Origin of the sequence: Streptomyces sp. NPDC088817 (genome assembly GCF_044750345.1) — a bacterium.
In the GTDB taxonomy this organism is placed as follows: Bacteria; Actinomycetota; Actinomycetes; order Streptomycetales; family Streptomycetaceae; genus Streptomyces.
In genome coordinates, this window is sequence record NZ_JBIVJN010000016.1 from 122,239 (window position 1) to 137,265 (window position 15,027).

16 protein-coding genes are annotated in these 15,027 nt (G+C 71.2%); 11 read left to right on the top strand and 5 right to left on the bottom strand.

Annotation, left to right across the window (positions count from 1 at the left end):
• Window positions 1–528 precede the first annotated feature (528 nt).
• Window positions 529–1,302 (top strand): GntR family transcriptional regulator, encoded by a 774-nt coding sequence (locus ACIP4X_RS26950; RefSeq protein ID WP_401351033.1) that lies wholly within the window; start codon window positions 529–531, stop codon window positions 1,300–1,302.
• Window positions 1,299–1,859 (top strand): GNAT family N-acetyltransferase, encoded by a 561-nt coding sequence (locus ACIP4X_RS26955; protein ID WP_401351035.1) that lies wholly within the window; start codon window positions 1,299–1,301, stop codon window positions 1,857–1,859. Before ACIP4X_RS26950 ends, ACIP4X_RS26955 begins: the two co-directional genes overlap by 4 nt.
• A gap of 250 nt (window positions 1,860–2,109) precedes the next feature.
• On the opposite strand, the gene ACIP4X_RS26960 is transcribed toward ACIP4X_RS26955, so the two are convergent.
• A complete protein-coding gene (locus tag ACIP4X_RS26960; protein WP_391458941.1) occupies window positions 2,110–2,343 on the bottom strand; it encodes a hypothetical protein in 234 nt (77 codons plus the stop codon).
• A gap of 249 nt (window positions 2,344–2,592) precedes the next feature.
• Here ACIP4X_RS26960 and ACIP4X_RS26965 point away from each other — a divergent pair, with 249 nt between their 5' ends.
• From ACIP4X_RS26965 to ACIP4X_RS26990, 6 genes are all read left to right on the top strand, one after another.
• The gene (locus ACIP4X_RS26965) at window positions 2,593–3,279 is read left to right on the top strand and encodes a glycohydrolase toxin TNT-related protein (protein WP_391458939.1); all 687 of its coding nucleotides are present in this window, start codon (window positions 2,593–2,595) and stop codon (window positions 3,277–3,279) included.
• A 14-nt stretch (window positions 3,280–3,293) separates the two neighbouring features.
• Window positions 3,294–3,647, top strand: coding sequence for a hypothetical protein (locus ACIP4X_RS26970; protein WP_391458937.1), 354 nt, complete (start codon window positions 3,294–3,296; stop codon window positions 3,645–3,647).
• Between the two features lie 155 nt (window positions 3,648–3,802).
• Entirely contained in the window at window positions 3,803–4,687 is an 885-nt protein-coding gene (locus ACIP4X_RS26975) for a DUF2797 domain-containing protein (RefSeq protein ID WP_391458935.1), read from the top strand.
• A gap of 179 nt (window positions 4,688–4,866) precedes the next feature.
• A complete protein-coding gene (locus tag ACIP4X_RS26980; protein WP_358732003.1) occupies window positions 4,867–5,604 on the top strand; it encodes a response regulator transcription factor in 738 nt (245 codons plus the stop codon).
• Between the two features lie 158 nt (window positions 5,605–5,762).
• Window positions 5,763–7,253, top strand: a complete 1,491-nt coding sequence (locus tag ACIP4X_RS26985) for an MFS transporter (protein WP_358732002.1) — start codon at window positions 5,763–5,765, stop codon at window positions 7,251–7,253.
• An 82-nt stretch (window positions 7,254–7,335) separates the two neighbouring features.
• Complete coding sequence (locus ACIP4X_RS26990) at window positions 7,336–8,100, top strand: TetR/AcrR family transcriptional regulator (protein WP_358732000.1); 765 nt, start codon at window positions 7,336–7,338, stop codon at window positions 8,098–8,100.
• Window positions 8,101–8,246: 146 nt separating this feature from the next.
• On the opposite strand, the gene ACIP4X_RS26995 is transcribed toward ACIP4X_RS26990, so the two are convergent.
• Window positions 8,247–8,720: a PPOX class F420-dependent oxidoreductase gene (locus ACIP4X_RS26995; protein WP_358731998.1), complete on the bottom strand. Its 474-nt coding sequence runs from the start codon at window positions 8,718–8,720 to the stop codon at window positions 8,247–8,249.
• 178 nt (window positions 8,721–8,898) lie between these two features.
• On the opposite strand from ACIP4X_RS26995, the gene ACIP4X_RS27000 reads away from it, so the two are divergent.
• On the top strand, window positions 8,899–9,627 hold the full coding sequence (locus ACIP4X_RS27000) for a GAF and ANTAR domain-containing protein (RefSeq protein ID WP_358732149.1): 729 nt from the start codon (window positions 8,899–8,901) through the stop codon (window positions 9,625–9,627).
• Between the two features lie 43 nt (window positions 9,628–9,670).
• Window positions 9,671–10,381, top strand: a complete 711-nt coding sequence (locus ACIP4X_RS27005; RefSeq protein WP_401351039.1) for a GAF and ANTAR domain-containing protein — start codon at window positions 9,671–9,673, stop codon at window positions 10,379–10,381.
• 31 nt (window positions 10,382–10,412) lie between these two features.
• Here ACIP4X_RS27005 and ACIP4X_RS27010 read toward each other — a convergent pair whose 3' ends face one another.
• The 3 genes from ACIP4X_RS27010 to ACIP4X_RS27020 all read right to left on the bottom strand — a co-directional run bounded on the left by ACIP4X_RS27010 (window position 10,413) and on the right by ACIP4X_RS27020 (window position 14,454).
• Complete coding sequence (locus ACIP4X_RS27010) at window positions 10,413–11,234, bottom strand: YceI family protein (RefSeq protein WP_391458927.1); 822 nt, start codon at window positions 11,232–11,234, stop codon at window positions 10,413–10,415.
• A 146-nt stretch (window positions 11,235–11,380) separates the two neighbouring features.
• A complete protein-coding gene (locus tag ACIP4X_RS27015; protein ID WP_401351041.1) occupies window positions 11,381–13,945 on the bottom strand; it encodes an MFS transporter in 2,565 nt (854 codons plus the stop codon).
• A gap of 14 nt (window positions 13,946–13,959) precedes the next feature.
• A complete protein-coding gene (locus ACIP4X_RS27020; RefSeq protein ID WP_358731990.1) occupies window positions 13,960–14,454 on the bottom strand; it encodes a MarR family transcriptional regulator in 495 nt (164 codons plus the stop codon).
• A gap of 273 nt (window positions 14,455–14,727) precedes the next feature.
• On the opposite strand from ACIP4X_RS27020, the gene ACIP4X_RS27025 reads away from it, so the two are divergent.
• On the top strand, window positions 14,728–14,922 hold the full coding sequence (locus tag ACIP4X_RS27025; RefSeq protein ID WP_199836732.1) for a hypothetical protein: 195 nt from the start codon (window positions 14,728–14,730) through the stop codon (window positions 14,920–14,922).
• Window positions 14,923–15,027: the final 105 nt, after the last annotated feature.

The following is a 15,027-nucleotide window of genomic DNA, read 5'->3' on the forward strand; positions in this document are numbered from 1 at the left end:
CGGCTCCCGGGGTGCCACCCGGGAGCCGCGCGCCGTTGAAGTCGGTTCCGACTCCCCGCGCTCTCGCCCGTACGTCCTCACGCAGCGCGCGGAAACGGACGGGCGAGAGAGGCAGTCGGCGCAGCAACCGTGCTGCGAACCGGAACGGACCGAGCTACCGCACGGCGCCGCCGGCCAGTCCTTACCGGCGGCGCCCAAGGTCTTCGTTGATGCATCAGGTCTCCTGGAGGTCAGAGGGACAGGACGGCTGCAAGGGGGCCTTAAGCCCCACCCTCCGGCCGTTGCTCGCGGTCACCGGGCCACCTCGCCAGTACGGGCCGAAGCCCTGTTCCACCTGGCCTTTAGCGGGATTGCAGCGTCCCCGCCCTATGCATCAGCGCAAGCGAAAGCAACTCAAGGGAATTGCTCCGCTTGCTCAACTTGTTGGTACAAGCTGATGTAGTGATGCTGCACCGACGGACAGTGAGTCGTCAAGGGATTGGGGCCCACATGTACCAACAAGTTGAGCGAGTGAGTCATGATGGGGGCATGAGCAAGCAGCCGAAGTACCGGCAGGTGGCCGATGCCCTGCGCCGAGAGATCGACAGCGGCACGTACGCGCCTGGCGCGCGGTTGCCGTCTGAGAGCGACCTGATGAAGCGCTTTGACGCTTCGAGGAACACTGTGCGAAACGGGCTAAGTCTCCTGGTCAGCCAGGGTCTCGTTTCGTCTAGCCAGGGGTTGGGCTACGAGGTCCGGTCGCACGAGGTGTTCAAGCTCAACGCGTCCCGGTTCGAGAACCTGGACTTCCCGCAGAACGGTGACGCGTACCGCACGGACGTGACGAACGCCGGCCGTCGACCGCATCAGACGTTCCGAGTCGAGATGACCCCGGCATCCGCGGATGTCGCGGAGCGGCTGAAGGTCGACGCGGGGTCCACCACGGTTCTGCGGTTCTGCCACCGGTACGTCGATGACGTGCCGTGGTCGACTCAAGCCACCTGGTATCCGGGGTGGCTTGTAGAGCGGTCCCCACGGCTCGCTGAGCCGGGCGACATCGAAGAGGGGACCACCCGGTATCTCGCCTCGCACGGGATCGAGCAGGTGGGCTACTTCGATGAGATCGCGGCACGAATGCCGACACCCGAAGAGGCACGCCTCTTGGAGATCGGCGCCGGAGTGCCCGTGCTGCTCTGGACGCGTACCGGCTACTCGGAGGAACAGCCGATCCGGTGCACGGTCACCACCTTCCGGGGAGACCTGAACCAAATGAACTACGAGATCGGCACCCTGTCCGGCCGGGAAGAGAACGAGCCTCAGTGAGAATCTGCTCAGCGCAACCGCGCGACCTGGCCAAGCTGCTCACCTTCCGTCAGGAGGCGGCAGCTTGGCTGTCTCGTCTCGGCACAGACCAGTGGCAGCGCCCTTACCCGGCTGACAAGCTGCTCGCCACCATCGAGGCGGGAGAGGTATTCATGGTGCGCGATGGCGACGCCACGGCGGCCACGATCACGTTGACCCCGGTGGCGGAAGAGGGACTGTGGACCGCAGACGAGCTACGGGCCCCCTCTCTGTTCATCAACAAGCTGACCGTGGCGCGGACGCATGCCGGTCAGGACCTTGGCGGCCGGTTGCTCGACTGGGCTGGGGACCGTGGCTATCGGGCGGGTGCCGAGTGGCTCCGACTGGACGCCTGGACGACGAACACCGGCTTGCAGACGTACTACCTGCGCCACGGTTTCCGGCATGTTCGGACGGTTCAGCAGGGGGTCGCCGTGAACGGTGGACCGAGGGTGTCAGGGTGGCTCGCTCAGCGGGCAACGGGACCCGCGGCGCACGGATTCACGGACGAAACCGCAGCTCCCGAGCATGTGGGCTGACATCAACCGCTGACATCAACACCGGCGTACAACAACGCACGACGGCGTACCGATGGCGCGTCCCCCGCGTCGCTCACCTCGTGCGGAGCGAGGTCTCCGCATGGTCCATCGGAGCGGCGCACCCGCCTACGGATCAGAAGGTTGCAGGTTCGAATCCTGCCGAGTGCACAGTTGATCAGAGGCCCTGTGGAGTGATCCACAGGGCCTCTGGCGTTTGTCTGGACCGTATGCCCGACCGCAACCGGTGGGCTCAGTTCCTGGGCGCTGACCGGTTGAGGAGCCACAGGGCGACGATCAAGGCGATCGGATAGGCGGCCGCCGACCACGGCTGGGGCACCCAGTGCTGCGCCGCCGGCACCAAGGCGGCGAGGACGAGCCAGCTGAAGAACACCCACGGCCGTACGACCAGTCCGCCGCGGACCGCCTGCCATCGGCTCCCGAAGCTCCGTCTGCCCGCGGGCTCACCCGACCGCGCTGCTCCCATGGCCGGAGCCTAGCCACTCGCAGTGCGCGTCGTCGGCATGATCGCACCACCTCGGCCGTCTCCGGTGTTCGGCTGTCCGAGGGATTGTGCTCGTCGGTTCGGGTGACCGTTCGCGATGCCTTCGCCCCGGGAAGCGCGTGCCGCGCATGAAATGAGCCCCGCATCACGATGACGCCGGTGGCCGGTCACCGTATCGGCTGCCTGCCCTCACACGGCGCCTCGTCGGCGCCGGCAGAGAAGGGACACCGCATGCGCGTACTGCGCGCTCTGGTGGGGAGCGCCCTCGCATCGCTCCTCCTGCTGATCGGCATCTCACCTGCCACGGCCCAGGCCGACCAAGTCCGTGGCAGGAACGCCGCGCACTGCCCGACCACGCATCGCAGCCGTGGAACCAACACCGCCCCGCAGACGGAATTCCAGCGCTACTACCTCGGCGACTGGCGCCTGGGACCGAAGTACCTCCCCCAGAGCGGGGCCCTCGGCCGGATGCTGAGGGGCTATCAGCGCACCGACCACACCTCGGCGTACTGGTTCCTCGGCTGCTACTGGCAGACGGATCCCCAGTCGGGCAAGTCGGGTTGGTGGTATCCCGACAACAACGGTTTCGTGTTGAAGAACGGCAAGCCGGACGAGCGTCCCCTGACGCTTCGCAAGGGCCAGTTGGTCGACCTCTTCGGCAGCGGTTTCGGCAACTTCCTCGCGCCGGCTGGCACGCCGTTCGCCAAGCGCGCGATTCCGCCGAGCAACCTCGACACCTACGTCAACAGCTATCCGTACAGTTACCACCTGTACAGGGTCCGCAGGCCGTTCACCGTCGAGGCGGGCCCGATCAGGCCCTGGTTCGGCCAGCCCGGCCTCGGTCTCCAGTACGTGACGAAAACGTCGGTCTCCGACCTCGTCAACGCGAAGTACCTGGACGCCTTGCCGGTGACCTGACCCGCACGAACCCCATGGACAGCGCAGAGCTCGTCGAAAGACTCCGCGAAGCGGACGTGCCCGAGGCGTTCTACGACATCGCCGGCGTCCACGACGTCCCCGTGCAGCCGGACGCCTACTACTTCCTGCGCCGTGAGGCGGATGCCTGGATCGTCGGCCTGCGCCAACGCTCCCAGGACAGTGTCTTGCGGCGCTTCGGCACCGAAGCCGAAGCCTGCGAGTACCTCTACGACAAGCTCACGCGGATTCCCCCCGCCCCCGCGGAGGCCGCGCAACCCCTGGACAAGCTCCTCGCGGACGCCGACGAGATCCAGCGGCAGGCATGGGAGGACTTCTACGGCCGCCGTGGGCCGTCCGACGACGACTGACCGTCCGACGACGACTGACCGTCCGATGACGACTGACCGTCCGACGACGGCTGACCGGCAGGCGACTGACCGCGGGACGTCCGTCGCGAGGACCGCCGGGCGGTCCGCGCCCGCAGCCGGGGCGTTGTCAGTGGGGCGCCGTAATCTCGTGAGGGATGACGCGGGTGTGGAAGTGCTCGGGGCTGCGGTGGTCCGCGGACGGTCCTGTGCTGGTGTGGGACGGCGGCCGGCCGAGTGCGCTGCCCTGGGGAAAGCGGGTGGCCTTCGAGGTCGTGGAAGGGGGAGTACGGACATGCGTGGGAGCACGAGGGCACGCGTGTCCGCTCCGGGCGGCGGTGCCGGGGCGGAGCGCGGGAGCGCGGTGCGAGGAATGTGCTCGGCTGGACCGGGCGCACTCCGTGGCCGCGGACACGTTCGCGGACGACCCCCGGCCCTACCACGTATATCTGGCGTGGTTCGGGCCCGGCATGGTCAAGGCCGGGATCACGGCCGTCGAGCGCGGCTCGGCGCGGCTGCTCGAGCAGGGGGCCGTCTGCTTCAGCTGGCTCGGCGCGGGTCCGCTCATGGCGGCGCGGCGAACCGAGGAGCTGCTGCGCGCCGCGCTCGGGGTCCCGGACCGGATTCCGTACGCCGAGAAGCGGGCCGTACGGTCCGCGCTGCCGGTGACCGAGGCGGAGCGGGCCGTAGAGGTCGAAGAACTGCACGCGCGGGCCACCGCGCTCGGCGGCTGGCCGGAGTCGCTGGAGCGGGAGCCCTTCCGGCCCGTCGACCACGCCGGGATCTTCGGGCTGAACGGTCTGCCGGCCGCCGTGGGCGTGGTGACCGAACTCGTCGCGGGCGGGGTGGTGAGCGGCGAGCTGGTCGCGGCCGCCGGTCCCGATCTGCACCTGGCCGCCGGCGGCGGGGTCGTCGTGCTCGACACCCGGCTGATGGCCGGCTGGGAGCTGCGGCCCGCCCGGAGCGTCGCACTCACCGTGCCCGTACGGGAGTTGCGGAATCCGGCAGATGCGGAGAACGGGCTGCAGGACGGCTTGTTCTGAAGCCTGCGGGACGGAAGTGCCGTGCCACGAAGGGGACTTCCGGGCCGCCGGGGGCATCGGGGGCGCCGCGGTCGGGACATGTGTCTCCCAGGCTCTTCCTGAGAGCCGCCTGTGGGTTTCTCAGAGAAATCACAGACAGGTGAAAGTCTGCTCTCAGAGGCCCCCTGAAGGGTGTCCCCATGACCACGATCTCGCCCCAGGGGCACACCGAACTGCTGAGGCCGGACGGGAGCCCCGTCCGGGTGCTTGTGGTGGACGACGAGCAGTCGATCACCGATCTGCTGTCCATGGCCCTGCGCTACGAGGGCTGGCAGATCCGCAGCGCGCGGGACGGGCAGGGCGCCGTCCGGACCGGGCGCGAGTTCAGGCCCGACGCCGTCGTCCTGTCCATGACCCTGCCCGACATGGACGGGCTCACCGTCCTGGGCCGGCTGCGCGGCGAACTGCCCGGCGTGCCCGTCCTCTTCCTGACCGCCAAGGACGCCGCCGAGGACCGTGTCGCCGGGCTGACCGCGGGCGGGGACGACTGCGTCACCAAGCCGTTCGGAGTGGAGGAGGTCGTGGCGCGGCTGCGCGGGCTGATCCGGCGCTCGGGCGCCGCCGACCGGCGTTCCGCCTCCGTGCTCGTGGTCGGCGACCTCAGCCTCGACGAGGACAGCCACGAGGTGTCGCGGGGAGGGGAGGACATCCACCTCACCGCCACCGAGTTCGAGCTGCTGCGCTTCCTGATGCGCAACCCGCGGCGCGTGCTCAGCAAGGCGCAGATCCTGGACCGTGTCTGGTCGTACGACTTCGGCGGGCAGGCCAACGTCGTCGAGCTGTACATCTCCTACCTGCGGCGCAAGATCGACGCCGGCCGGGAACCGATGATCCACACCCGGCGGGGGGCCGGTTACCTGATCAAGCCCGCCGCGTGAGGGGACGCCCCGCTCCGCGCCGTTGAGGCCCGTCCGCCGCGTCGTTGAGGCCCCTCCGCCGCGCTGTAGAGACCCGTTCGCCGCCCCGCCGTTGCCGTCTGTGCGTTGCCTCCCGCGCCGCTGGAACGTCGCGCAGACGGCCCTATACGGTGTATAGCATGTCGACGACCTCGCCGGAGCAGACCTCCTCCCCGGCCGCCCAGGGCCACCCCCAGCGCTGGCTGATCCTCGGCGTCATCTGCCTCGCCCAGCTCACCGTGCTGCTGGACAACACCGTCCTGAACGTCGCGATCCCGTCCCTCACCCGTGAGCTGCGCGCGGCCACCTCCGACATCCAGTGGATGATCAACGCGTACTCGCTCGTGCAGTCCGGGCTGCTGCTGACCGCGGGCAGCGCCGCCGACCGGTACGGCCGCAAGAAGATGCTGGTGGCGGGGCTGGCCCTGTTCGGCCTCGGTTCACTGGCCGCCGCGCTCGCCGACTCCACCGGGCAGTTGATCGCCGCCCGCGCGGGCATGGGCGTCGGCGGCGCGCTGCTGTTGACCACCACGCTCGCCGTGGCGATGCAGATCTTCACTCCGGACGAGCACCCCAAGGCCATCGGCATCTGGAGCGCGGTCAACGCCCTCGGCTTCGCGATCGGCCCGCTGATCGGCGGCTTCATGCTGAACCACTTCTGGTGGGGCGCGATCTTCCTGATCAACCTGCCGGTCGCCCTGCTGGGCCTGGTCGCGGTCCTCGTCCTCGTCCCGGAGTCCAGGAACCCCCGAGGCGACCGGCCCGACCTGCTCGGCGCGCTGCTGTCCACGGTCGGCATGACCTCACTGGTGTACGCGATCATCTCGGGCCCCGCGCACGGCTGGACGGCGACGCGGGTGCTGGTCGCGGCGGCCGTGGCGGTGGTGGTCCTGGCCCTCTTCGCGTTCTACGAGAACCGGATCCCGTACCCCATGCTCGACATGCACTTCTTCCGCGACCGCCGCTTCACGGGCGCGGTCGCCGGGGCGGTGCTGATCACCTTCGGCATGGGCGGCGCGCTGTTCCTGCTCACCCAGCACCTTCAGTTCGTCCTCGGCTACGGCCCCCTGGAGGCCGGACTGCGCACCGCGCCGCTGGCCCTGGCGGTGGTGGCGCTGAACTTCACCGGACTCGCGGCCCGGTGGACCACGCGGCTGGGCACCCCGGCGGCGGTCGGTCTCGGCATGGTGCTGATGTCCGGCGGGCTGGTGTCGATCGCCACGCTCGCCTCCGGCGGGTACGGCGGCACCCTGCTGGGGCTGCTGCTCATCGGCGCGGGCTGCGCGATCGCCAACCCGGCCATGGCCCACGCCATCATGAGCGCGATACCGCCGGCCAAGGCGGGTGTCGGGGCGGGCATCAACGGCACGCTGGCGGAGTTCGGCAACGGGCTCGGGGTGGCCGTCCTCGGGGCGGTGCTCAACTCCCGGTTCGCGGCGGTGTCCCTGCCCGTTGCCCTGGCCGCGGCGGGGTCGGCCGCGGAGCGGAAGCAGGTGACCGACGCGTTCTCCGCCGGGCTCGGGACCAGCCAGCTGGTGGGCGCGGCGGCCGTGCTGCTCGGCGGCCTGCTGGCCGCCGCGTTGCTCCGCCGGGCCGAGCGGGCAGACTCGGGGTTGGTGGTGGCCCACTAGGGCCCCTCGTGCGGCACCGCCCCGCGCGCCCCGCGGGCGCGCCGGTACGGCCGGCGGTTCAGGAGTTCGAGGAAGGTGCGCCATGGTGAAGGCAGCCCAGGGGGCCAAGGGCGCGGCGCGGACCAGCGTCTGGCTGGAGGGCAAGGCACCCCGCGGCGGGCGCGGCGGGCAGCCGTCCGGTCTCGACCGGGAGCGGATCACCGGGGCCACGGTGCGGCTGCTGGACGCGGAGGGGCTGGCGAAGTTCTCGATGCGCCGGCTCGCCACCGAGCTGAACGTGACGGCCATGTCCGTGTACTGGTACGTCGACACCAAGGACGACCTGCTCGAACTCGCCCTCGACGCCGCCTTCGGCGAGCTGCGGCTGCCCGAGCCGGACGAGGAGGCCGACTGGCGCGAGCAGTTGCGCCGGCTCGCCACCGAGTACCGGGCGCTGCTGGTGCGCCACCCGTGGCTGTCGCCGCTCGCCGGGACGTTCCTCAACATCGGCCCGAACTCGCTCGCCTTCTCGGGCACGGTGCAGCGGATCATCCGCCGTACCGGGCTGCCCGAGCAGCGGCTCGCGGGGGCGATCTCCGCCGTCCTCCAGTTCGTGTACGGCTACGGCACGATCGAGGGCCACTTCGTGGCCCGCTGCGCCGAGGCGGGCATGGCCCCGGACGACTACTTCCGGCACGCGATGAGCGCGGCGACCCGCGCCCCGGACGCCGCGGAGGTGCTCCGGGAGTCCGCGATCCTCATGGCGGCCCGCGGCGGCGACACGGTCGGGGAGATGCTGGACCGCGACTTCGCCTTCGCCCTGGACCTGCTGGTCGCCGGCATCGAGGCGATGGTCGCCCGCGGCTGACCACACGGGTGGCCAGGCGCGCCCGTGGCTGACCGGCGCGTGTGGCTGACCGCGCCCGCGACTGTCCACCCGCATGGCTGACCACGCCCGCCGCCCCCTACTCGTGCGGCCGACCGCGCCCGCCCGCCGGTTACGCGTGCGGCCGACTACGCGTCGCGCGGCGCGAGACGGGGCGGGAAGCCGCCCGTCGCCACCGGACCCCAGCGCCGCGGAGTGATGCGGATGATCGACTTGTCCTGCCGGACCATCGCCTCCCGGTACTCGTCCCAGTCCGGGTGCTCGCCCGCGATGTTGCGGTAGTACTCCACCAGGGGTTCCACGGAGTCCGGCGCGTCGATCACCTCGGCCGTGCCGTCGATCTGCACCCACGGCCCGTTCCACTCGTCGCTCAGCACGACGATGCCGACCCGCTCGTCCCGCTTGGCGTTGCGGGTCTTGGCCCGCTCCGGGTAGGTGGAGACCACGATCCGCCCCGAGTCGTCGACTCCGCAGGTCAGCGGTGAGGCCTGCGGGCTGCCGTCGGAGCGCCGGGTCAGCAGCAGGGCGCGGTGGCGGGGGCGTACGAAGTCCAGCAGCTCATCCAGCGAGACGCGGGTGTTGGTCGCGATGTCCGGTGCCATACCCGCAGCCTAGGCGCTGCCCCGCGCCGACGGCGTCTTCGACGTCGGCTCGGGGACAGCGGCCGAGCGTCAACCAGGCGGAACCTGCTGTCAGGGACGAGATAAAGTTCTGTTCGTCCTGTGCTCGCAGTCGGGAATGTGCTGCGGAGCTCTCCTGCGCATGGCCGTGTGGCCGTGCATGCCGAAGAGGTTCGTGGTGCCTGCGTCCGACTTTTCTGAATTGCCCCGTTTTCCGGGGGACCTTGAGCTGGCCGAAGCACTGACGACGGCGGCTCAGCAACTCCACGACACGGCCACCCCGCACAGCACCATGCGCACCGCCGTACGGCTCGCCGTGGGCCTGCTGCCGGGCGCCGAGCACGCGGGCATCTCGGTGCTGGAGCGCGGCAGCGGCCGCAGCGCGGTCGCCTGGACCGACGAGGTCGTGCGCACCGCCGAGGCGTCCGGTGACGCCGACGGGGGTGGTCCGGAGCCGTACTGGGATCACCTGTGGCATGCGCCCGTCGTGCACCTGACGGACAGTGAGGCCGAGGACGGCGGCGCGTCGCTGGCCGGCCTGGGCCTGCGCTCCGCGCTCGCGCTGCGGCTGCGCGCCGACAAGCGGCGGCTGACCGTGCTCACCGTCTACGCCCGCAAGCCGGGCGTCTTCGACGACGCCGCCACACGCGTCGGACGGCTGTTCACCGCCCATGTCAGCCTCGCCCTGGACTCGGTGACCGTGCGCGAGCAGCTCACCGAGGCGATGCGCACCAGGGACCTGATCGGCCAGGCCACCGGCATCCTCATGGAGCGCCTGAACATCGACGCGGCGGAGGCCTTCGACAGCCTGGTGCGCGCCTCGCAGCGGGAGAACGTCAAGCTGCGCGACCTTGCCCGCCGGATCGTCGATGCGAACAACGCCACATGAGCGACCATGAGTTGATCGGCGGCAGGGGGACAAACGCAACCCCATGAGCCCCGAGACGACCCCTGACCCGCTGGAGCGGGCGATCGTACGCAGCGGCGGTCTCGACACGCTGCTGCGTGATCTGACCGACCGTGCGGTCGAGGACGTGCCCGGCGCCGCCGCGTGCAGCATCACCGTCCGCCGCGACGACCGGCTGCTGACCCTGGCGGGCAGCGGCGGCCTGCCCGGCGGCCTCGACCTGCGCCAGTACGAGAACGGCGACGGCCCCTGTGTCACCGCCGCCGAGACCGCCGTCGAGCAGTACGCGCCCGACCTGGCCGCCGAGACCCGCTGGCCCGCGTACACGCCGTACGCGCTGTCCGTCGGGGTGCGGTGCGTCCTGGCGCTCCCGCTCGTCGTGACCGGCGAGACGGGCGCCGCGATCAACTTCTACGGCGCCGAGCCCGACGCGCTCGGGGCGGGGCGGCACGAGGCCCGTACCTTCGCCGCCCGCGCCGCGGACGCCGTCGACCTCTCCCTGCGCCTCGAACGCGACCGGGCCGCCGTGCCCGACGTGCGCACGGCGCTGCTGTCCCGCGGCGTCATCGACCAGGCGATCGGCGTCCTGATGGCACGGGAACGGGTCGACGCGGGCCGGGCCCTGGAGCGGCTGCGCCGTGTCTCCCAGCACCGCAACACCAAGCTCCGCGACCTGGCCGCCGACCTGGTCTCCCGCGTCACGGACCAGGGCCGCCCCCCGGCGGGCGGCCGGTAGGGCGGGACGCGGGTGCGGTGGATCACGCCGACTACGCCGCGGGGAGTGCGCTGCCCTGGACCGCCTGGATGTCCAGTTCGACCCGCAGGGTGGTGCCGATGGCCGCGATGCCGGCCTGAAGGACCTGGTTGTAGTTCATGGCGAAGTCCTCGCGGCGCAGTTCGGTCGTCGCGCGGAAGGCCGCGCGGGTGCCGCCCCAGGGGTCGGCGCCGGTGCCGAGGTAGGCGAGGTCGAGGTCGACCGGGCGGACCACGCCGCGCATGCCCAGCTCGCCGTGGACGGTCCAGCGGTCGGAGCCGGCGGCGGTCACACCGGTGGAGCGGTAGGTGATCTGCGGATGCCGCTCGACGTCCAGGAAGTCCGCGGACTTCAGGTGGCTGTCGCGCATGCCGTTGCCGGTGTCGATGGAGCCGGCACGGATGACCGCCTCCACCCGGGACTTGGTGACGTCGTCGGGGGCGATCTCGACGGTGCCGGCGAAGTCCGTGAACCGGCCGTGCACGCTGGAGATCCCCAGGTGCTGGGCGACCGCGGCGACCGAGGAGTGCGCCGGGTCGATGGTCCACGGTCCCGGCGGGGGCAGTTCGGTGCCGCCCTGCCGGGCCAGCGTCACCGTGCCGACCTCGGCCCGGCCGCTCGCGGTGACGATCGCGCTGGAGGCCGCGGGCGCGTACCCGACCGCCGTGACGATCACCGTGTACGCGCCCGGTGCCAGCGCCGTCGTCTCCCGTACGGCGCCCTCCGCGTCGGCCTCGGCCCGCAGCACCTGCGAGCCCGTCATGTCGGTCATCGTGACGACCGCGTGCGACACGGCCCATCCGTCGCGGGTGCGGATCCTCGCGGTCAGTCCCATCCCGTTTTCTCCCTGCACAGCCTTGCCAAATGGTCGGAAAGCGACCGGCCCGCGGCGCGGCGCGACTCCCCTCGGAGCGCGCCCCGCCACGGGCCGGACCGTGACCCGGGATCCCGCCCGGGCCTCATGGGCACCCTGGCCCGGGGCTACTCGCCGGGGTGGGCGAGCTCGATGTCGTGGTCGTCGACACCGCGTCCGGTGACGGTCAGGGCGGTCGCCACGGGCGGGTAGCCCGTCGCGATGACGGTGTAGTCACCGCCGTTCAGGTCGGTGAAGGCGTACGCCCCGTCCGCGCCGGTGGTGGACGTGCCGACCACGTTGCCCGCCGCGTCGACCAGGGTCACCCTGGCGTCCGCGAGGGGACCGTGCGGAGCGCGGACCACGCCCTGGAGCTGCGCCCCGGCCTCCAGGTCGATCTCGACCCGGGTGACCCCGGTGCCGCCGACCTCGACCGGCAGCGCGCGCGGCCGGTACCCGGCGGCGTTCACCGCGACGGTCACCGCGCCCGGCACCAGTTCGGCGAAGGAGAACTCGCCGCTGTCCCCGGTGGTCCCGGTGGCCAGCAGGTCGCCGCGGACATCGGTGACGATCACCATGGCGTCCTTCACCGGCAGCCCGGACCCGGCGGCGCGGACCACGCCGCCCAGCCCGCTGGTGCCGCTGAGCAGGATGTCGTACGCCACCGGCTCGCCGCCCACGACCACCGTGGACGCCTGCGGCTGGAAGCCGTCGGCGGAGGCGATCAGGACGTAGGAGCCCGCACCCGGCGCGTCCACCGTGTAGGCGCCGTCGGCCTGCGCGACCGACCGGCCGAGCTGGCGGCCCGCCAGCGAGATCAGCGTGACCGCGGCCCGCGGCACCGGCGCGCTCTCCGCGCCTCGGACGAAGCCGTGCACCGGGATCCCGCCGCCGGCACCCGCACCCGGCTCACCGGGGGTCGCCGTGGCGACGGCGGCCGGCTGCTGCGTGCCCTCGGGACCGGTCCCGGCGTCCCCGGCGGGGGAGGCGGCCGTCGCCCAGCTCGGCACCTGCTCCCCGGCGGAGCCGCCCGCGGCCTCGGAGGGCAGGGCCTCGGCGACGACGGGGGCGGCGGCCGGGTCCACCGGCGCCGACTCGGCCTCGGCGTTCTGCGCCAGCCCGCCCTTGGTCCGCAGCGGGACCTCCTTGATGAACAGCGAGATCAGGAAGGCCACCGCCGCCAGCGCCGCGGCGATCAGGAAGATGTCGGCGATGCCGTGCCCGTAGGCGCTCTCCATGACCGTGCGCAGCGGCTTCGGCAGCGCGTTCATGTCCGGGATGCTGTCGCTCGAACCGGAGGCGGACAGGGCGGCCGCGTACTTCGGGCTGAGATCGGCCAGGCCGTCCTTGACGTAGTCGGTGATCCGGTGGGCCATCACCGCGCCGAGCGCGGAGACGCCGACCGCACCGCCGAGGGAGCGGAAGAAGGTGACCGTGGAGCTGGCCGAGCCGAGGTCGCTCGGGGCGACCTGGTTCTGCGTGCACAGCACCAGGTTCTGCATCATCATGCCGATGCCGAGACCCAGCAGGGCCATGAAGACGGCCGTCTTCCAGTACTCCGTGTCGTAGCGGATGGTGCCGAGCAGGCCGAGACCCGCCGTCACCAGCACGCCACCGCTGACCAGCCAGCCCTTCCACCGGCCTGTCCGGGTGATGAACTGCCCGGAGACGGTGGAGGAGACGAACAGACCGCCGATCATCGGGATGGTCATGACGCCCGACATCGTCGGGGACTTGTCCCGGGCGAGCTGGAAGTACTGGCTGAAGAAGACGGTGCCGCTGAACATCGCGATACCGACGAACAGCGAGGCGAGCGACGCCAGCGTGATGGTGCGGTTGCGGAACAGCCGCAGCGGGATGATCGGCTGGCTGGCCTTGGACTCGACCAGCACGAACAGCAGGCCGAGGGCGATCGAACCGGCGACCATCGCGTACGTCTGCCAGGACAGCCAGGCGTACTTGTCACCGGCGAAGGTGACCCAGATCAGCAGCAGCGACACGGCGGCGGAGATCAGGAACGCGCCGCCCCAGTCGACCTTGACCTCCCGCTTCACCACGGGCAGGTGCAGGGTCTTCTGCAGGACGATCAGCGCGATCACCGCGAAGGGCACGCCGACGTAGAAGCACCAGCGCCAGCCCAGCCAGGAGGTGTCGGTGATGACACCGCCGAGCAGCGGGCCGCCGACGGTGGCCACGGCGAAGGTGGCGCCGAGGTAGCCGGAGTAACGGCCGCGCTCGCGGGGCGAGATCATCGCGGCCATGACGATCTGGGCGAGGGCGGACAGACCGCCGGTGCCTATGCCCTGCACCACACGGCAGGCGATCAGCATGGCCGGGTTCTGCGACAGGCCCGCGCAGGCCGACGCCAGGACGAAGATGACGAGCGCTATCTGGACGAGCGCCTTCTTGCTGTAGAGGTCGGCGAGCTTGCCCCACAGGGGAGTGGCCGCGGTCATCGACAGCAGGGCGGCCGTGACCACCCAGGTGTAGGCGGACTGGCCGCCGCCGAGGTCACCGATGATGTGCGGCAGCGCGTTGGAGACGATCGTGGACGACAGGATCGCCACGAACATGCCGAGCAGCAGCCCGGAGAGCGCCTCCATGATCTGCCGGTGCGTCATCGGAGCGCTGCCGGAGGAGCCTCCCCCGTGCTTGGCGTGAGCCCGCACACCGGCTGGTGTGGTCGTTGCCATGGGCTTCCTTTTTCTTACGTGCTTGCGGGTGTACGGGTGGTGTCGGGGGCAACGGGCGCGGGGAGCCGGGCCGGAGCGGAACGGCAGTCGCCGAAGCTGTCGCGCAGGCGCGTCATCAGCCGGATCAGCTGGCCGACCTCGTCGTCGGTCCAGTCGCTCAGCCGCTCGCTGAGCAGGCGGGTGCTGCGCCGGGTCAGCTCGTCGAGCTGGTCGAGCCCCGCGGGCGTCAGGCGCAGGATGCGCGAACGCTTGTCCGCGGGGTCCGGGATCCGCTCGATCCAGCCGCGCGCGGCGACGTGCGCGACATGCCGGCTGGTCACCGACATGTCCACGGCGAGCAGCTCGGCGAGCCTGCTCATGCGCATGTCCCCGTGGCGGCCGAGCAGGGTCAGCACGGCGGCCGAGCCGGCCGGGCAGTGGGGTGGCAGTATCCGCCCCATGTCCCGTTTCACGGCTCCGACGGCACTGAGCTGACGCGCGAGTTCTTCGTACTGCGCCTGCTCGGCCATCACACCTCCCCGAATTCGTTGCTCTGGGCAACCGTAGAGGTGGTTGGTTGCCGCAGGCAAACAAATCAGGGCCTGGCGGCGCAAAAAGTTGGCAAAGGCAAGTATTGGCTAATGTAAATCCGCAGGTGAGGTGCGGTCCGCAGGTCCGTGACCGCGAAGCGTCCCCGGCGGCGTCCGGGAGCCCTTCGGCCGTCCTTCTCGGGGGCTCCCGTCAAGTCAGGTGCGGGGCCCCGCGCTTGGGCGGCGGCAGCGTCTTCGCTAGGGTCTCGGGCCATGGCTAACACCCAGGGCCCGCAGGGCAACTACGACCCCGCCGGCAGCACCCAGATGTTCCGCGCGTTCGTCGACGATGCGCCCCCTCAGAGCACCCAGCAGCAGGCCTCCTCCGGCCCGCGCACCGGCCTGATCGTCGGTGTCGTCGTCCTGGTCGCGGTCGTCGCGGCCGTCGCCTGGCTCGCACTCAAGTAGGGCGAACCACTCCTCCCGTACGACTCCGCCGGCCCCGCCGCCCCGTGCGCGGCCGGGAAACGGCTCCCGGACGGACCGCGGCCGCCGACACGCCCGCAAGGGCGC